Here is an 18,304-nt window from a genome sequence, read left to right as displayed (position 1 = left end):
CATGGCACAGCTCAATCGATCCCGAGACTTCGGTATGAGCCTGATATTGTACCTTTTCACCGCCTTCGCCTGGTGGTTCCTCGCAATCGGACTCGGCTCGTACGTGGCTCTGTTCGCCTATACGCGAATTCAGGAGCTCGACAACTACTCCATCTGGTTGATTCTGTCGCAGGCCGGGGCGATCTTTCTGGCCATTATGGCCGGCGGCATCGCCTACAGCCTGGTTCCGACCGGTGTGGCTCAAGGAGTGACGCGCCGGGAACTGTCGGCCGGCTTTTTGATGTTCGCGGTGGTGGCTCCACCGCTCATGGCGCTCATAACGATTGCCGGCTATACCGGGGAGTACTTCCTTCTGACCGCCTTGGACAGTCAGCAGAAACTGGTCGGTGGCCTGTGGGCGGAGGTCAGCGGGTCGGTATCGGATACGCTGATCGACGGCCTGCTGACCTTTCCCGTGTACTACGTCTACACCTTCGTCGGAATGCTGACCGGGGTGCTGATATACCGCATGGCAGGCCAGAGCACCATTCCGGTCATCTTCGTCATCGCCGGTGGCGTGATCACGGTCAATGGCCTGTCGGATACCAACCTGGTGGACGCGCCCCTACCGATCCGGCTGACCTTCGGCCTCATCGCCGATGTCGATCTGCAGTACAAGTTGCTGGTCGTGGCCGTGTTGCTGATTCTGTACGGATATTTGGTGCGCCGCCTGCTCTCCGACGTCGCCATTCGTTCCCACACGGCTTAGCCGGGACGGATCGGGGCGCAAACCGTCGCTGATGGGGGTGAGGAACATGATCTGGTTGGGGGAGATAGGCACTCTGGCGGTGTTGTTGATATGCGCCACCGTGTCGATCGTCGGGGTGCTGATGCTGGCGATGGACGCGAAGGCCACAACCGCCGACCGGAACGCCACCACACCCCGATCAGGGTGCGACACTGAGTACGATGCCGCCCTGATACCGACCGATAAGGGGAGACGACATGTCGGTGATGCCGATTCACCTCTACGGAGATCCCGTCCTACGGACACCTGCCGAGGAGGTGACCAGCTACGACAAAGAGCTACGCAAGCTGGTGAAGGATCTGGTCGACACCATGCGCGATGAAGGGGGCGCCGGTTTGGCGGCCCCTCAGCTGGGAGTAGGGCTGCGCGTCTTTGCCTTCGACGTGGACGACGTGGTCGGCCACATCGTCAATCCACTACTCGAATTCCCCGATGAAGAGCTTCAGGAGGGCCCGGAGGGTTGTCTGTCCCTTCCCGGGCTCTATTTCGACACGGTACGACGTCAGAACGTCATCGCCAAGGGCTTTAACGAGTACGGCGATCCCGTCCAGATCGTCGGTACCGGTATGATGGCCCGCTGCCTACAGCACGAGACCGATCATCTGGACGGCATTATCTTCATCGATCGCCTCGACAAGGAGGCGCGGCGTGCGGCATTGGAAGAAATCCGAGCACAGGACTGGTACGACGACAACGTAAAGGTCAAAGTCTCTCCACATTCCCAATCTGGAAATCAAGGACTGTTTTTCAAACAATGAGGATACTTTTTGCCGGGACACCACAGGTAGCCGTTCCGACGCTGGAAGCGCTCGCGGAATCGCCGCACGAACTGGTCGGGGTACTCACACAGCCGGACGCACGTCGCGGACGTGGACGCAAGGTCGCCCGTTCCCAGGTGGCGCAGTGGGCCGAGAATCGCGGTCTGGACGTGTGGACGCCGACCACTCTGCGGACGGAAGAGGCTCACCAACGTCTACGTGAGCTCGACGTTGACCTTGTGGTCGTGGTGGCCTATGGGAAACTCGTACCGCGCGAAGCTCTGGACATTCCTCGTCTGGGTTGGATCAACCTGCATTTCTCGCTGTTGCCCGCCTGGCGCGGAGCCGCCCCGGTGCAACACGCCGTTCTCTCCGGTGACGATATGACCGGTGCGAGCGTTTTCCAGCTGGAGGCCGGGATGGACACCGGGCCGGTCTTCGGCATGGTCACCGACTCCATCTCCTCTCGGGACACCTCCGGTGACGTGCTGGAACGCCTGTCCGTCTCGGGAGCGCGCCTGGCGGTCGACGTGGTCAACGCTCTGGCCGAGGACGATATCCACGCTCGTCCGCAGTCGAGCGACGGAGTGAGTCTGGCTCCGAAGATCACCTCCGCCGACGCCCGTGTGCGGTGGAGCGAACCGGCCTTCGCCGTGGATCGCCGGGTGCGCGCCGTGACGCCGACGCCGGGTGCGTGGACCGAATGGCAGGGCGAACGCTTCCGTCTTGGTCCGGTGACGGTCGACAAGGACGGCCCTCGGTTGGAACCGGGCCGCTTGGAAACGACCAAGAAGTCCGTGTTCGTCGGTACCGCGACCGATCCGGTGCGTCTGGGCACGGTACAGCCGGCCGGTAAGAAAGCCATGGACGCGACCGCATGGGCGCGTGGAATTCAGGAAAGCGATGGTCGGTTTGAGTAAAGCGAACGGTCGACCCACTCAGACCCGTCGAGGTGGGCGTAACAATCCCCGGCGCGTCGCCTTCGACACTCTACGAGCGGTGAGCGCCGATGACGCCTATGCCAACCTGGTGCTACCCAAAGCGCTGGCGGCGGCGAACCTGTCGGAGCGGGATTCCCGGCTCGCCACCGAACTCGCCTACGGCACTCTGCGCGCTCAAGGCACGCTCGACGCCGTTTTGACCGCCGCCTCCGGGCGGGACCTGACCGATCTGCGTCCCGACCTGGTGGACGCTCTCCGCCTCGGTGCCTATCAGATCCTGTGGACCCGCATCGACGCGTACGCGGCGGTGTCCACAACCGTCGGGCTCGTCAAGGGAGCGGTGGCGCCCAAGGTGTCCGGTCTGGCCAATGCCGTACTCCGTAAGGTGGCGGACCGTTCGTTTGAACAGTGGCGTGCGGAGCTGATGGACACACCAAGGGCAAGCTCCGGCCTTGACCCGACGACGACGCGAGGTCGGCTGGCATTCGATCAATCCCATCCGGAATGGATTGTGGCCGAATTCGAGTCGCTCCTGCCCGAGTCAGAGGTGGAGGCCGCTCTGGCGGAGAACAATAGCGCTCCGCAGGTGCATCTCACCGCCCGGCCAGGGCGGATAACACGGTCTGATCTGGCCTCCCAAACCGGTGGTGAGGTCGGACGCTGGTCTCCCTATGCGGTGTACCTTTCGGCAGGGGACCCCGGTCGGGTCCCGGCGGTCGCGGCGAAGGCGGCGGGCGTACAGGACGAGGGCAGCCAGGCGGTGACCCTGGCCCTTACCGACACCGCGATCGAGGGAAGTGACGCGGCATGGGTCGATCTGTGTGCCGGTCCAGGAGGTAAAAGTGCTCTACTCGGCAGTCTGGCGCGGGAACGCTCCGCACGGGTGACGGCCGTGGAGCCGGCAGCCCACCGAGCGGACCTGGTGCGGGAGAACACGACCGATATGCCGGTGGAGGTTGTCGAAGCCGATGGAAGGCGGTGGGGACGTGCGGACGGTGCCGACCGCGTGCTCGTCGACGCCCCCTGTTCCGGGCTGGGGGCACTGCGTCGCCGCCCGGAGGCACGTTGGCGCAAACAGCCGGTCGACGTCGCTGAGTTGAGCAGGCTGCAACGCGCACTGCTCCACAACGCCGTTCGCATTACCCGTCGTGGGGGAGTGGTCGCCTATGTGACCTGCTCGCCGTTGTGGGCGGAGACCAAGGACATCGTCGACTCCGTTGTGGCCGAAGGTCACGTGGAAGTGGTCGAGTCGCCGGCGCTGGTGTCGGAGATTCCCGATACGACCGCGGGGCCGTATCGGCAGCTCTGGCCGCATCGTCATGGTACGGACGCCATGTTCCTCGCTCTTCTACGCCGCGTATGAGACGGTAGAGCCGCATCGTCAAGGCGTGTTTCCGCACCGCGCGAGTAAGGCCAAACTGGCGTGTCGTTACCGTACGCCTTGAATTACACTTGAGGGGTGAGCGACGTGAGGAATACAGAACAGTCAACCGTCATTGCCCCCAGTTTGCTTGCCGCGGACTTTGCCCACTTGGCAGACGAGGCGGCTCGAGTGTCCGAAGAGGTCGATTGGCTGCATGTTGACGTCATGGACAATCATTTCGTGCCCAACCTGACGCTGGGGCCTCCGGTCGTTCAGGCTCTCCGCGCGAGTACCGACGTACCGCTCGACTGTCACCTCATGATCGACGATCCCGCACAATGGGCCGTTGGCTATGCGGAACTGGGCGCCTATAACGTGTCGTTCCATGCCGAGGCGACCGACGATCCGGTGACCATCGCGAAAAACCTGCGTGCGGCCGGAACCAAGGCGGGGCTGGCGATCGACCGTGACACTCCGGTGGATTCCTACCTCGACATTCTGCCGGAATTCGACACGCTGCTGATCATGACGATCAAAGCCGGTTTCGGCGGGCAGAAATTCATGCCTGAGCTACTGGACAAGGTCGCGCTCGCACGTCGTCACGCAAAAAGCGGGCACTTGGATCTCCGTATTGAGGTTGACGGAGGAATCTCCGCCGATACCATCGAACAGGCCGCTACGGCCGGTGCCGACGCCTTCGTAGCCGGTACCGCCGTCTACGGTGCCTCCGACCCCGCCGCGGCCGCCCGACGACTCCGGCAACAGGCCGACGCGGCGCGTCAACCGTCCACTGACAACCCGGCGACCAACGAACGGTGACCACGTGAGCGATACCATCCCCAACGCCGACCCCACTCCCGGCGAGGATCTGGTGCTCATAGCTGATTCCGATGCCCATGTCGCCCAGTACCTGGCTGAACGCCTGCGCCACGACGGGTTCGACACCGCGCTCGCCAGAGACGGGTACCAGACGTTGGCGTCCATCGCGGTGCGACGCCCGTCGATTCTGATCATCGAACGCGACATTCCGTTCATCGACGGACTGGCCTTGACCGGGCAACTGCGCGCCGATCCGGCGACCGCCTCCCTGCCGATCGTCTTCACACAGGCCAGATTGACCGCCGCGGAAACCATCGTCGCCCTGAAAACCGGGGCCGACGACGTCGTGGCCAAACCGTTCGACCCGGCCGAAGTCTCGGCCCGGATCGGGTCGGCGATTCGGCGACATCGGGAGGTTCGCGAAGCGTCCCCCTTGACCGGCATGCCCGGCAACGACCGCATTCTGCGCGAGGTGACCGCCTGGATCAGGCGTGCCTACCCTTTTGCGCTCGCCTATATTGATATTGATAATTTTAAAGCGGTCAACGACGTATACGGATTCGTGCGCGGAGACGAATTCATTCGGGCCTTGGCCGAAGCGACCTACAGCGCCGCGGCCGACTCGGGCGCCGCCCCGGTATTCCTCGGCCACGTGGGTGGAGACGACTTCGCGATCCTGGCGCGGCCCGACGACATCGACGCCACGATCAGATTTCTCATCGGGAACTTCCGCCAACACGTCATCGACTTGGCCGACGATAAGGACGTGGAAGTCGGGTACATCGACTTCACCGACCGCAATGGGAATCCGGCCCGCTCGGCGCTGCCGACGCTCTCTATCGGAGTCGCTCTGTCCACCAAGCGCAACTTCGCCGACGCTCACGAAGCCGTCGCCGAAGCCAGCAACCTGAAAGGGAAGGCAAAGTCGCATATAGGCGACTACATAGCCTACTCCACCGCACCGTCCGATACGGTGCACCGCCCAGGTCGCCCCGTGTTCTGGAGCCGCTAGAGTGCCTTGCTCGCCGCCTTCGTGATCGGTGTTATATCGCACAAATGTAGCCAAACAGTCCGGACATATGACACAATTCCAGACGACAACCTATACGTCAGCGGGGTCGGTGAAAGTCCGAACCGGCGGTGAGCGCAAACGGCGCAAGCCCGCGACCCGATTACCTCCAGTAATCGGTGGATCTGGTGAACCGGGGGCAACCGGTGAGTCCAGAGCCGACGGTGAAAGTCCGGATGGGAGCAGACGCGATAGGAAAACCACCACGGGTGTAGAGCCCGGTGCGCACCGAGCGCCACCGTGCCGCCACGCCCGTTACCGTCCCGACTGTTCCCTGAATTCCGGTGCCCGGCACCGCGCCCTGCTACTGGACAAGTAAGTAGGGGGAACAGTGTTCACCGGAATCATCGAGGAGCTCGGGGTCGTCAGCCGAGCCGAGCCAGGGCGCATCACCGTCCACGGGCCGCTGGTCACCGGCGATGCCTCCATCGGAGACTCCATTTCCGTCAACGGAATCTGCCTCACCGTCACCGAAATCAACGGCGCCGAATTCCACGCCGACGTCATGCGGGAAACCTATGAGCGTTCCGACCTCGGTAAACTAGAAGCCGGATCCCCCGTCAACCTCGAACGGGCCGCCACACTCACCACTCGCCTCGGCGGTCACCTGGTACAGGGCCACGTCGACACCACCGCCACGATCACCCACCGCGAACCGGGGGCCAACTGGGAGACCGTCACCTTCGACCTCCCCGGTGAATACACCAGATACATCGTCGAAAAAGGCTCCATCGCCGTCGACGGCGTCTCGCTCACCGTCGTAGCGGTCGACGAACACACCTTCAGTGTGAGCCTCATCCCAGAAACTCTGTCGGCCACCACATTGGGGAAGAAGAACCCCGGCGACACCGTTCATATCGAAGTAGATCTCACCGCCAAACACATTGAAAAGCTCCTGCAAGCACGAAAGAGCAACTGATGTCCGACATTCGCCTCAATACCATCCCAGAGGCCGTGGAAGCGCTCGCCGCCGGTCGGCCGATCGTCGTGGCCGACGACGAGGACCGGGAGAATGAAGGTGACCTCATCTTTCCCGCCGAGGACGCCGACACGGAACTACTCGCCTTCACCGTCCGTTATTCGTCCGGCTACATCTGCGTGTCGCTACCGGCCGAGCGGGCCGACGCGCTGCAGCTGCCCCCCGCCTATGTCGACAACCAGGATCGACACGGCACCGCCTACGCCGTCAGTGTGGACGCCAAGTCGGGAGTGACCACGGGAATCTCCGCCGCCGACCGAGCACACACCATCGCGACCCTCGCGAAGCCGAGCACCACTCCCAGCGATCTGACACGCCCCGGCCACGTCGTACCGCTGCGATCTCGCCCCGACGGAGTCCTCGAACGTCCCGGCCACACCGAGGCCGCCGCCGACCTCACGCGTATGGCGGGCAAACAACCGGTCGCCGGAATCTGCGAGCTGGTCAATGATGACGGCACCATGAAACGCCTACCCGACCTGCGGGCTTTCGCCGACGAACACGGCCTGGCATTGATCACCATCGCCGATCTGATCGCCTGGCGACGTCGCGAAGAGCGTAACGTCACGCGTGAAGCACGGGCCGTACTGCCCACCGAATACGGAGACTTCACCGCCTACGGCTATTCGGTCGTCGACGACGACGCCGAACATATGGCGTTGGTGAAAGGCGACGTCGGCGACGGGAGCGACGTGCTGGTACGACTGCACTCCGAGTGCCTGACGGGCGACGCCTTCGGTTCCCTGCGATGCGACTGCGGGCCGCAGCTGCATGCGGCGATGCGCGAAATCGAAGCGGAGGGTCGAGGAATCATCGTCTACATGCGCGGACACGAGGGACGAGGAATCGGCCTGGTGCACAAGCTGCGCGCCTATCAACTGCAGGACAGCGGGCGCGACACGGTGGACGCCAACCTGGATCTGGGGCTGCCCGCCGACGCCCGTGAATGGTCGGCCGCCGCCGGCATACTGACCGACCTGGGAGTTCAATCCGTTCGGTTGCTCACCAACAATCCCGACAAGAGAGTCGGTCTGGAGACCCACGGAATCAATGTGACGCGGCGTATGGAGCTTCCCAACCACACCACCCCGTCCAACCTCAAATACCTCCAGACCAAACGCGACCGTATGGGCCACCTCATCAGCGGACTGCCCACGGAGCTGGAAGGAGTCGCCTGATGGCCGGAGACGGACGCCCCGAAGCCGCGCACCTTAACGCACGCGGGCTGAGCCTGGGAATCGCCGTTACCGCCTGGAATCGCGAGGTGGTGGACCAGATGCTCGATCGTGCGCTGACGGCGGCACAGGACGCCGGTTTGGAAGAAGCCGAAGTCGTCCGAGTGGCGGGAGCGGTGGAACTGCCCGTGGTAGCGCAGGCCTTGGCCCGTCGTTTCGATGCGGTCGTGGCACTCGGGGTCGTGATCCGCGGGGGGACGGCACACTTCGAATACGTGAACCGCTCGGTCACCGACGGTTTGACACGCGTGGCCCTCGACGAGTCGACTCCGGTCGCACACGGGGTGCTGACAGTGGAAAATCAACAGCAGGCCCTCGACCGAGCCGGTTACCCTGATTCGAAAGAGGACAAAGGCTTCGAGGCGGTACAGGCGGCGCTGGGCACCGCCCTGGAACTCACACGGCTGCGACAGCTGTAGAACCGCTCGACACGCATACGGTGAGTCACGTTCGGGAATCGGGCGCGATGTAGCCCGACTCGAAAGGGGTACAAAGAAGTTATGAGTTCTGAAGAGATCAACTGGCGTGAGGTCCTCACACCGGACGAATACGCCGTGCTGCGTGAGAGCGGCACCGAACGGCCGTGGAGCGGCGAACTGGTAGAGGAGAAACGCCAGGGCGTGTACCGATGCCGCGCCTGCGACGCCGAACTGTTCACCTCGGAGACGAAATTCGACAGCCACTGCGGATGGCCCGCCTTCTACGCTCCCTTGGCGAAAGATCGGGTTCGTTACATCGAGGACCATTCGCTACCCGAACGTCCTCGAGTAGAGGTGCGCTGCGCGAACTGCGACGGCCACTTGGGCCACGTCTTCCACGGTGAAGGCTTTGACACGCCCACCGACGACCGATTCTGCATCAACTCGATCAGTATGTCGTTCGACGAGTCGAATTAAAGCCGAAGGGTTCGCCCGAACGGGCGGACCCTCACCCGCTTTCGTGTGACTCGGATACGGCCATCGTCGCCCGAATGTCCGCGATATCGGCGCGCTGCGGCTCGGCCGCGTCCCCCGGGCAACCGGCCGCCCGATCTTCCAACAGCCGCAGTTGCCGCCGCAACAGAAGATGCAGCAGGTACCGCTGTCGGCCGGGCCGAGAATAGCGCCTGAGATAACGTGCTCGCGCCCGTCGTCGGGAGAGCGCCGTGGCTTCCTGGGGAAACAGAGCACCGCGATCGACCTCGTCGGCGGCCCCGTATTTCCAGTGCGTGCGGAACGCCCGCCGTGCGACAAGGAAAACCACCAGGGCGATCACCAGATTGAGGGTACTTTTCACATAAAACAGGTATTGCGGATCCGACAGCAACGGCGAATTGAACTGCCAGTGCATCGCCATGGCCAGAAGCCAGCATGAGACGGCGACGGTGGCACGCCGAGACCGAGAACGCCCCCGGTTGGCGACAAGATAGCCGATTCCGGCTCCCGCCACCGCGCTCATGGCCCAATGAGAACCCCAGAACCCCGTCCCTGTACGCAGCCCGAACACCAGTGTGCTCATGGCGGCCGGATCGACACCGCCCGCTCCCAGAATGGAGTTCAAACCGTAGGTGAGGTTTTCGACCACCTGGAACCCGAGCCCCACGAGCGCTCCGTATACGAAACCGTCCGAAGGACTCCGAACCAAACGGGTGGATACGGCGGCCAGAAGTATCACGCCGAGCAACTTCGCGGTCTCCTCATTGATGGGAGCCACCAGGGCGGAACCCCATTCGGACGCGATATCAAAACCCAGCGCTTTGGTGACAAACGACGTCAACGCCGTGTTGGCGGCCAGGGAGATTCCGATCGCTCCCAATCCGCCCCAGAGAACGGCGATCCAGGTCCCCGACCACGGCGGAGCCGCCACCGGGCGCATGAGGCGGCGCGCCAGCCATAGCCCCACCACGAGGCTGATACTCAAGAAGACCACGTTCAAGGCGGCGGCACCCGCGAACACCCACACGGTGGCGGCGAAATTTCGTCCCAGACTCCAGGCCCCCGCCGCCAAGCCGATAAGGATTACCAACAGTGCCGACCAGTGATAACGGTGATCCGGTTCGGCGCTCGCCAACCGGGCAGATACAGCCGATTCGGAAGTCATGCGGTCTCCCCGAAGGTCATGGATTCGGCCACCTCGACCGCGGCGGTCCAGTTGCGATCACCGGTATCCTGTGGCCCGAGCAGGATCATCTCCACCGCTGCGTTCGACTTCTGGTTGGGAAACGCGTACACCTCGCCGTGTTCGCCGTCCCTTTGATAGGAAGCGGCCAGTCCCTTGACGCCGCTTGAGGAGACGATTTCCTTCGGCGGGGTGAGTGTGCCCGACGGCAGGGTGACCCGCAGAGTTTTCACGAAGCCGGTCCAGATTTGGTATTGAGTCGCCTCAGTGGGAAACGACGCCAGGCGCGCATGGAAGCGGACCTGTCCGTGTTCCAGAGCCACCGATTCGGGTGGACTGCTGCTATGCCTGTCGATGCGCCATCCTTCGGTGAGCTCAATTCGGGCGACCGTATCCCCGTTGTCCAAGAGGACGTCGTTGCCGGTGGGCTTGGCGAGATCGGGGATCGTGCGGTCCAGCAGAGTGGCCGATCCGACCAGGACAAGCGCGACGACGATGACGCCGATGGAGAGCCATCGGCGTATCGGTCCCTGTAGGCGATTTCCCGCCGGATCGAAGTGCATGAACTCACGATAGGGCAGCTACCTGCTTCGCAGGCGTGTACCGGCGAATCTCCAGTATGAAGGCACGGTGGTGGACCGAAGTGCCGTATCGGTCCACCACCGCGGGATTAATCCTTCAGGTCGTCTTCCCCGGCCAAACGTAGATGCCGCTGGCCCTCCTGTTTACGGCCCAATCGGACCAGGGTTCGACCCAGCAGGTGGTGTGCGTAGAAGTCGGCCGGATTCTGGTCGACCAGCCGCTCGGCGAGCGCCCGGGCCTTGTTCATTTGCGCCGAACCAAAATAGGCTCGCGCGGCCACTTCCAGAATGTCACTCTGCTCGGGGTGTTCGGCCAACACCGGCTCCACCAGGGTCAGCGCACCGAGTGGGTTGCGTTGCCTGAGGAGAGACTCGGCCAGGCGCAGGCGTTCGCGTTCCTCCGGAACCTCGGGAGGCTCCGGAAGCGCATTGAGGAATTCGGTGAGGTCTTCCTCGTTAACGGCTCCTTTGAGGACGTGGTCGTGGTGCACGATCGTAGGAGAGGCCTCCACTCCCAAACCTTGACCACGCAGTTTCTGTTCGTGGTAATCGCGCATGGTCAGGTCGCCGTCGAGCAGGGCACCGCCGCCCGGGAAGCCGGCCTCGCGGGCGATGGAGGCGAGTACGTCGTGGTCGGAGATGTCGTCACCGGCGACGTGGTACGACTGCAGCAGTGTTTCCATGACGTCGTTTTGCACCGTGGGACCGCCGTCCGTGTAGGCAAGGTGCAGGAGTCGTTGCGCGGCGTCGGAGTTGATCCGCCACAGGGCTCCGAACCGGGGTCCGATTCCGGCGTCGGCGGCGATCCGAGCCAGGTAGGTCTGCTGCCGAGCGGTCGGCATGCCCTCCATGATCGTGGTGTAGGGCTCTACCTCGGCCGTGTCCATTGGGGTTGACAGGAAGTTCTCTACCAACGGCACGGCTCGCTCGGGCGCGGTCGGGTCGACCGTTACCGGACGCCAGATCACCTCGATGTCGTCGCGGTTGCCCAGGGCGTCGTCGAGTCGGCGTTTGAGAATAAACGTCCAGGGACTGATTACGTCAGCCCATACTTCCATCCGCATGTGCCGTGCAACGTGTCGCCTGGGGCGATTATTCCCGCAGGATCAGTCCTTCAGCGCCGCTGCTGCGACGACGGTGACCTGCAATAGGCCCAACAAACTCAGTAGCATCCATGAGGTGGCGGCGATGGTGGCGACGCCTTTCACCCACGAGGAGTATTCGTCCCCTCCAGCGGTGTTGATTACGACGATCGCGGCGAAGGCGACGGCGACGGTCGTGGTACGGACGTTCCTTTCGGCGAGAGTGGTCATGCCCATCTGGCGTAGTCCGAGTTGGCGGGCCCGGCTGCGCGTCTGCACGTACAGCCAGCATGATCCGCAGGTGAGGGCGAGGACCCACCCTGGGGCTCCCAGCAGCCAGAAGGCCACCAACCAGGAGGCCTCCCCGAGTCGACATACCAGGGGTTCGAACATGAGTAGGCGTCGACTGAGATTTTCCACCTGTGTTGCCAACAGGCCGAAGGAAAGGTCGCTGAGGACGATCAAGCCCAGCAACGGCAGTAGTAGTGCGGAGTATGACGTCGGGAGTAGGGCGACGCCCGGTATGGCGACTGCTGCGAGAAAGGCAGCGGTCAATACCAACCAGGGCGGTAGCTGACTTGACAGTATGGCCCGTCCCAAAAGGGAATCGGCGGGAACCCGGGTGCGCATAGCCTTTGTTTTAGCAGACGGCGCAGCGGAAGTGGAAGCCGCATCATGCATGATCTCAGCTTGCGGCATCCTCGATCGCGGTGCAAGACAAGAGTCTACGGGACCTCGGCGATTTCTGGAACCATCGGCGAGTCGTCGGTGAGGGGCCGAATGCGGTCCCACACCCGCCGAGTGGAGCGTGAATGGTTCAAAGTAACGAACTGGACCCCGGGCGCGCCTTCGCGCAGGAGCGTATTGCACAGGTCGGAGGCGACTTCGACGCCGATATCGCGAATGGCCTCACGATCGTCCTTGACCGCGTGGAGGCGGTCGGCGAGGGCCGGCGGAAACACCATTCCTGTGAGTTCCGCAAATTTTTCAATCTGTCGAATATTTGTCACCGGCATCACCCCTGGGATGATGGGCGTATCGCATCCGAGTTTGGCGGCGTCATCGCGCAGTCGAAGGTAATCGGTGGGATCGAAGAAAATCTGTGTGACGGCGAAGTCGGCTCCGGCGCGACATTTGTCCACGAAATGACGCACTCCGGCATTCCAGCTGGGAGAACGGGGGTGTCCCTCCGGGAAAGCGGCGACCCCTACGGAGAAGTCTCCTGATTCCTTGATCAATTCCACGAGTTCAATGGCGTAATTGAGGCCGTCGGGGTGCGGTACCCAATCGCCTTGCGGGTCGCCGGGCGGGTCTCCACGAAGAGCAAGAATGTTGCGCACGCCGACGTCGGCGAAGTGTCCGATGAGGTTGCGCAGTTCGGCCACCGAATGATCGACGGCGGTAAAATGCGCCATGGGCAGCAGGGTGGTTTCCGTCGCGATGCGATCGGTCGTTTCTACGGTTCTTTCCCTGGTTTTGCCTCCGGCGCCGTAGGTGATCGATACCCATTCGGGCGCCAACGGCTCCAGCGCGCGGATGGTCTTCCACAGTATTCGTTCCTCCTTGGCCGTCCGGGGAGGAAACATCTCAAAGGATATGCACGGCTTGTCCCGGCGCAGGAGGTCGCCGATCTTGGCGTCTTCGCGTGGCATGGTCGACGGCAATCCTAGAGTCATGCCTACCGACGTTAGAGAATGCGGTTTCAGTGCTGTAGACGGCATCGAATACGACCCACACAATGGGACAGGTGAAAAAGTTTTACCCTTGAGATGTGAATGTGAACAGCCGTATCGAGGGTATTCTGGCGCAATTCTTGGCCCGCCAGGAGCGAATCATTACCGACATCGATCCCGCCTTGGAAGAGTACGCCTCAGCGGTCAACGATTTCATACTCAAAGGGGGTAAACGGGTTCGGCCGGTCTTCGCCTACTGGGCCGCACGGGCCGCGGGCGCGAGTGATTCCGAGGAACTGCTGACCTGTGTTTCCGGGCTGGAACTGTTGCAGGCGTCCGCTCTGATCCACGACGACCTCATTGACGACTCGAATACCCGGCGTGGGGCGCCGTCGGTGCACCGCCGCTTTGAGAGCCTGCACCGGCTCCATAGATGGAGCGGTTCCGGGCGTGATTTCGGCTCCGCCGCGGCGATACTGCTGGGTGATTTGTGCATGGCCTGGTCCGACGAGCTGTTCACGGGATCGGGAATGGGTCCCGACGCTCTATTGCGAGCGCGCCCGGATTTCGACCGGATGCGCACCGAGGTCAGCGCGGGGCAGTATCTTGATATCCTTGCCGAATTTCGTCGTGACGTCAGTCGTGAGACGGCCATGAAGGTGGCGCGCTTCAAGGCCGCCAAGTACACCATCGAACGGCCGATGCTGGTGGGGGCCTCCTTGGCTGGGGCCGATGCGGAACTGAAGCGGCGTTTTAGCGATTTCGGGCTTCCGTTGGGTGAGGCCTTTCAATTGCGCGACGACATTCTGGGGGTGTTTGGAGATCCGGCTCAGACCGGTAAGCCCGCCGGAGACGATCTTCGCGAAGGGAAACATACCTATTTGATTGCGGTGGCCTGGGAAAACTCCAGTCCGACCGGTCGCGAGCTCATCACGCAACGCCTGGGTGATCCCGAATTGACCGAAGCGCAGATCACGCGATTGCGCGACGTTCTCGAGGAGACCGGTGCGCGGCGTGAAACCGAGGAGCGCATCGATCGCCTTACCGAGGACGCCGAAACCGCGTTCGAACGGCTGAAATCCGATATCGACCCCGAATCCGTTCCGGTTTTCGAGAGGCTTCTGGTGAAAGCGGTCAAACGCGACGCCTAGACATTCGGTACGATGACTCGTCCAGGCCGAATAACCAGTGTGGGCCGTTCTCTACTCGGAATCGGATTTTGAGACTCAAAACGCAGTTAACGCGCCAGGTCGACGCCTGAGTGTCTGGATAGGTCAAGGTAGAGTGAGTTCCGCGCCCATTATTTGGTATGTCATCGTTCCAGTCCAGCAACAAGGAGATTCCTGTGTCGGCAAATCACGAACAACTACCGCACCTTGCAGCAGAGTCCACCTCGATCGCGGTATGGGAATGGGGTGTACTGGCAGCGGGTGTCGGCCTTTTTCTGTTTCTCTTGATCTTCGCCTTCGGTGTGATTGGCAAGATTGGTAAATCTCTGGATAAGACCAACAAGCTTCTCGACGACGTCGATCACCGTGTCGGCCCGATGCTGGACAACACCAATAAAACCATTACCCTGGTCAACGCCAATCTGAGCCAAACCGAAAGCGAGTTGGCCAAGGTGGGCGGCATGACCGACAACGTGGTTCAGGTGACCAACAACGTCACCAACATGACCTCCATGATTACCTCGGCTCTCGCCTCGCCTCTGATCAAGGCCGCCTCCTTTGCCTTCGGTCTGCGTAAGACCATGAAACAGCGCGACGACGACTACCAGGAGGCCCAGATTCGAGCCGCCCTGTCCGCCGCTGAGGAAGCCCGGCGTGATCACAAGCGCCGCAGCCGTAAGGACAAGAAACAGAAGTAATCGTCAACGGTGAGGTCGGTCCGCCGCAAGCCGTGCCGCTGAGGAAATAAACTTGAGGAGTTGCCGTGTTCAAGCGGATAATGTGGGTGGGCGTCGGCGCTGCCGTCGGCGTGCTCATCGTACGCAAGATCGCTAAGGCCAAACAGTCCATGGCGCCGTCCGGCGTGGCCGAGCGTCTGAGTGACGCTGGAGTGGAGGCGAAAGGAACGTTCCAACAGTTCTGGAGCGAAGTCAGCGATGCCAGGCGTGAAAAGGAAGCCGAACTGATGGCGGCCTTCGAACGTGGAGAGAATTTGGCACCGCTCCTGCGTGACGGCGACGAATACGACGAATAACGACAAACCGAGACACCAGAAAAGGAGGTGCCCTCCATGGAGACCGCCGAAATCCGACGCCGGTTTCTGACATTCTTCGAGTCCCAAGGCCATACGGTGGTTCCCAGCGCACCCCTGCCCGCCATTGAGGACCCCAACCTCTTGTTCATTAATGCCGGAATGGTGCAGTTTGTCCCTTACTTCACCGGTCAGGCCACACCTCCGTGGGATCGGGCGACGTCGGTGCAGAAATGCATCCGAACGCCCGACATCGAAGAGGTCGGCAAGACCAGCCGCCACGGCACTTTCTTCCAGATGAACGGAAACTTCTCTTTCGGGGACTACTTTAAGGAACAGGCCATCAAGCACGCCTGGAACCTTTCCACTCGGCCGGTGTCCGACGGTGGATTCGGCTTGGACCCCGAACGTATCTGGGCCACCGTTTACTTGGACGACGAGGAATCGATCGACATTTGGCACCGGATCATCGGTCTTCCCATGGATCGCATCGTCCGTCGCGGCAAAGCCGACAACATGTGGTCGATGGGCATCCCGGGGCCCTGTGGGCCGTGTTCGGAACTGTTTTACGATCGCGGACCGGCCTTTGGACGCGACGGCGGACCGGAGGTCGACGAGGACCGCTACCTCGAATTCTGGAACCTCGTATTCATGGAGTGGCTACGGGGCGAAGGTTCCACCAAAACCGACTATGAAATTTTGGGGGACCTTCCCAAGAAGAACATCGACACCGGTATGGGCCTGGAACGTATGGCCGTTCTCCTACAGGGTGTCGACAACATGTACGAGATCGATCAGATTCGTCCCCTGATCGACAAGACCGCGGAGCTGACCGGAAAACGCTACGGGGTCTCCACCTCGCAGGAGGCGGCGCAGTCCCACCCCGACGACGTGCGATTCCGCGTCGTCGCCGACCACGTCCGCTCGTCCCTCATGCTGATCGGGGACGGGGTCGTACCGTCCAACGAAGGCCGGGGGTACGTGCTGCGGCGCATCATGCGTCGGGCCATCCGCGCCATTCGACTGCTGGGCTACGACAAACCCGCGATGCCGGAACTGTTCCCGGTTGCTCGGGATCTTATGAGCTCGTCGTACCCGGAACTGGAATCGGACTTTGAACGCATCTCCTCCTACGCCTACGCGGAAGAGGAATCGTTCCTGAAAACACTCAAGCACGGCACGAGCATTCTGGACTCCGCCGTCGCCGAAACCAAGAAGTCCGGAGGTCGTACTCTCGCGGGAAACAAGGCCTTCGAATTGCACGACACCTACGGCTTCCCCATCGACCTCACCTTGGAAATGGCCTCCGAGCAAGGCCTGTCGGTTGATGAAGAGGGCTTCCGTACTCTCATGAGCGAACAGCGCGCTCGGGCGAAGGCTGATGCTCAGGCTCGCAAGACCGGTCACGTGGACATGTCGGTCTACTGGAAGATGCTGGAGGAACACGGCCCCAGCAACTGGCTGGCCTACGAAACCTTGGACACCGAATCCAAGGTGTTGAGCATCCTGTCGCAGGGAACCTCCGTTCCCGTGGCCACCGCCGGTCAGATCGTCGAAGTCGTCCTCGACAGCACGCCGTTCTACGCCGAATCCGGTGGGCAACACGCCGACGCCGGGATCCTGCGCGGCCCGAACGTCTCCGCCGAAGTGCTCGACGTGCAACGCCCGGTCAAGGGACTGGTCGTCCACAAGGTTCGCGTGCTCGAAGGGGAACTCGCCCTGTCCGAGGGAGTTCAGGCGCACGTCGATCCCGAATGGCGTCTGGGCGCGCGTCAAGCGCACTCCGGGACGCACGTGGTGCACGCCGCGTTGCGTGAAGTCCTCGGGCCCAGTGCGTTGCAGTCCGGTTCGTTCAACCGTCCCGGATATCTGCGGTTGGACTTCTCCTGGCGGGGAAAACTATCCGACGAGACCAAGAGCGAAGTGGAGGAGGTCTCCAACCTCGCCATCCGTCGCGACCTGCCGGTCACCGTCGATTACATGACCATGCCGGAAGCCAAACAACGCGGTGCGATCGCGTTGTTCGGCGAAACCTATGACGAAACGGTCCGAGTCGTGGAAATCGGCGGACCGTGGTCGAGTGAATTGTGCGGTGGCACCCACGTCGGGCATTCCTCACAGATCGGATCGGTCGTCGTGACGGGTGAATCGTCGGTGGGTTCCGGACAGCGGCGCGTTGAGGCCGTCACTGGAATCGAAGCGTACCAATATTTGGCTCGCGAGCGTGACCTGGTCAATCAAATCGCCTCCGAGCTGGGGGCGCAGCGTGGCGACATCACCGAACGGATCGGGGCACTGCTCAAGCGCGCCAAAGACGCTGAGCGCGAGGTCGCGCAGATGCGGCAACAGCAAATGGGCGCCAAGGCCTCCGAATACGCCCACCAGGCCCGCCAAATCGGTGCGGTCAAGGTCGCGGCCATTACCGCCCCGGACGGAACCAAAGGCGGCGACGCGCGACAACTGGCCACCCAGATCCGCTCGGCCCTGCCGGACACCGAACCGGGAGTCGCCGCCGTCGCGGCGACCAACGGCGGTAAGGCATCCCTGGTGGTGACCACCAACGAGGCCGCCCGCGGCCGGCACCTGTCGGCCCAGGGGCTTGTCAAGGCGGCGCTATCGGGCCGAGGAGGCGGAAACGACGACACCGCACAAGGCGGCGGAGTGCCGGCCGAGCAAGCTCCCGCGCTCCTGGAAGCGATCGTCGCTGAAATCGGACGCTAG

The 18,304-nt window shown here is 62.4% G+C and carries 19 protein-coding genes and 1 riboswitch; of the genes, 14 read left to right on the top strand and 5 right to left on the bottom strand.

The window, feature by feature from the left end:
- Position 1: 1 nt before the first annotated feature.
- The 10 genes from HALAL_RS0115360 (at position 2) to msrB (ending at position 8,847) form a co-directional block, all read left to right on the top strand.
- Positions 2-748: a hypothetical protein gene (locus tag HALAL_RS0115360; RefSeq protein ID WP_025274847.1), complete on the top strand. Its 747-nt coding sequence runs from the start codon at positions 2-4 to the stop codon at positions 746-748.
- Between the two features lie 236 nt (positions 749-984).
- Positions 985-1,545: a peptide deformylase gene (def, locus tag HALAL_RS0115355; protein WP_025274846.1), complete on the top strand. Its 561-nt coding sequence runs from the start codon at positions 985-987 to the stop codon at positions 1,543-1,545.
- The gene (fmt, locus tag HALAL_RS0115350; protein ID WP_025274845.1) at positions 1,542-2,465 is read left to right on the top strand and encodes a methionyl-tRNA formyltransferase; all 924 of its coding nucleotides are present in this window, start codon (positions 1,542-1,544) and stop codon (positions 2,463-2,465) included. The genes def and fmt overlap by 4 nt, the downstream gene beginning before the upstream one ends.
- Positions 2,449-3,849, top strand: coding sequence for a transcription antitermination factor NusB (locus HALAL_RS0115345; RefSeq protein ID WP_025274844.1), 1,401 nt, complete (start codon positions 2,449-2,451; stop codon positions 3,847-3,849). Before fmt ends, HALAL_RS0115345 begins: the two co-directional genes overlap by 17 nt.
- 105 nt (positions 3,850-3,954) lie before the next feature.
- A complete protein-coding gene (gene rpe / locus HALAL_RS0115340) occupies positions 3,955-4,668 on the top strand; it encodes a ribulose-phosphate 3-epimerase (RefSeq protein WP_029768120.1) in 714 nt (237 codons plus the stop codon).
- Between the two features lie 4 nt (positions 4,669-4,672).
- Positions 4,673-5,680, top strand: coding sequence for a GGDEF domain-containing response regulator (locus tag HALAL_RS0115335; RefSeq protein WP_025274842.1), 1,008 nt, complete (start codon positions 4,673-4,675; stop codon positions 5,678-5,680).
- A 92-nt stretch (positions 5,681-5,772) separates the two neighbouring features.
- Positions 5,773-5,929: riboswitch (FMN riboswitch) on the top strand.
- 139 nt (positions 5,930-6,068) lie between these two features.
- Entirely contained in the window at positions 6,069-6,656 is a 588-nt protein-coding gene (locus HALAL_RS0115330; RefSeq protein ID WP_025274841.1) for a riboflavin synthase, read from the top strand.
- Positions 6,656-7,894 carry a bifunctional 3,4-dihydroxy-2-butanone-4-phosphate synthase/GTP cyclohydrolase II gene (locus HALAL_RS0115325; protein ID WP_025274840.1) on the top strand — a complete coding sequence of 413 codons (1,239 nt, stop codon included), beginning with the start codon at positions 6,656-6,658 and terminating at the stop codon, positions 7,892-7,894. The genes HALAL_RS0115330 and HALAL_RS0115325 overlap by 1 nt, the downstream gene beginning before the upstream one ends.
- A complete protein-coding gene (gene ribH / locus HALAL_RS0115320; RefSeq protein WP_025274839.1) occupies positions 7,894-8,370 on the top strand; it encodes a 6,7-dimethyl-8-ribityllumazine synthase in 477 nt (158 codons plus the stop codon). The genes HALAL_RS0115325 and ribH overlap by 1 nt, the downstream gene beginning before the upstream one ends.
- 81 nt (positions 8,371-8,451) lie before the next feature.
- Entirely contained in the window at positions 8,452-8,847 is a 396-nt protein-coding gene (gene msrB / locus HALAL_RS0115315) for a peptide-methionine (R)-S-oxide reductase MsrB (protein WP_025274838.1), read from the top strand.
- 31 nt (positions 8,848-8,878) lie between these two features.
- On the opposite strand, the gene HALAL_RS17070 is transcribed toward msrB, so the two are convergent.
- The 5 genes from HALAL_RS17070 to metF all read right to left on the bottom strand — a co-directional run bounded on the left by HALAL_RS17070 (position 8,879) and on the right by metF (position 13,387).
- Entirely contained in the window at positions 8,879-10,030 is a 1,152-nt protein-coding gene (locus tag HALAL_RS17070) for a PrsW family intramembrane metalloprotease (protein WP_025274837.1), read from the bottom strand.
- On the bottom strand, positions 10,027-10,611 hold the full coding sequence (locus HALAL_RS0115305; protein ID WP_025274836.1) for a hypothetical protein: 585 nt from the start codon (positions 10,609-10,611) through the stop codon (positions 10,027-10,029). Before HALAL_RS0115305 ends, HALAL_RS17070 begins: the two co-directional genes overlap by 4 nt.
- 107 nt (positions 10,612-10,718) lie before the next feature.
- Positions 10,719-11,693: a DsbA family protein gene (locus tag HALAL_RS0115300; RefSeq protein WP_025274835.1), complete on the bottom strand. Its 975-nt coding sequence runs from the start codon at positions 11,691-11,693 to the stop codon at positions 10,719-10,721.
- Between the two features lie 42 nt (positions 11,694-11,735).
- Positions 11,736-12,392: a hypothetical protein gene (locus HALAL_RS0115295; protein ID WP_156937767.1), complete on the bottom strand. Its 657-nt coding sequence runs from the start codon at positions 12,390-12,392 to the stop codon at positions 11,736-11,738.
- Between the two features lie 44 nt (positions 12,393-12,436).
- The gene (gene metF / locus HALAL_RS0115290; RefSeq protein WP_025274833.1) at positions 12,437-13,387 is read right to left on the bottom strand and encodes a methylenetetrahydrofolate reductase [NAD(P)H]; all 951 of its coding nucleotides are present in this window, start codon (positions 13,385-13,387) and stop codon (positions 12,437-12,439) included.
- Between the two features lie 95 nt (positions 13,388-13,482).
- Here metF and HALAL_RS0115285 point away from each other — a divergent pair, with 95 nt between their 5' ends.
- The 4 genes from HALAL_RS0115285 (at position 13,483) to alaS (ending at position 18,304) form a co-directional block, all read left to right on the top strand.
- Positions 13,483-14,535, top strand: a complete 1,053-nt coding sequence (locus HALAL_RS0115285) for a polyprenyl synthetase family protein (protein WP_051463008.1) — start codon at positions 13,483-13,485, stop codon at positions 14,533-14,535.
- A 194-nt stretch (positions 14,536-14,729) separates the two neighbouring features.
- Positions 14,730-15,251, top strand: coding sequence for a DUF948 domain-containing protein (locus HALAL_RS0115280; protein ID WP_025274832.1), 522 nt, complete (start codon positions 14,730-14,732; stop codon positions 15,249-15,251).
- 65 nt (positions 15,252-15,316) lie between these two features.
- Positions 15,317-15,586, top strand: a complete 270-nt coding sequence (locus HALAL_RS17065) for a hypothetical protein (protein WP_025274831.1) — start codon at positions 15,317-15,319, stop codon at positions 15,584-15,586.
- Between the two features lie 36 nt (positions 15,587-15,622).
- The gene (gene alaS, locus HALAL_RS0115270; RefSeq protein ID WP_025274830.1) at positions 15,623-18,304 is read left to right on the top strand and encodes an alanine--tRNA ligase; all 2,682 of its coding nucleotides are present in this window, start codon (positions 15,623-15,625) and stop codon (positions 18,302-18,304) included.

Source organism: Haloglycomyces albus DSM 45210 (assembly GCF_000527155.1).
Classification (GTDB): Bacteria; Actinomycetota; Actinomycetes; order Mycobacteriales; family Micromonosporaceae; genus Haloglycomyces; species Haloglycomyces albus.
This window is presented reverse-complemented; position numbering and strand designations above follow the sequence as displayed.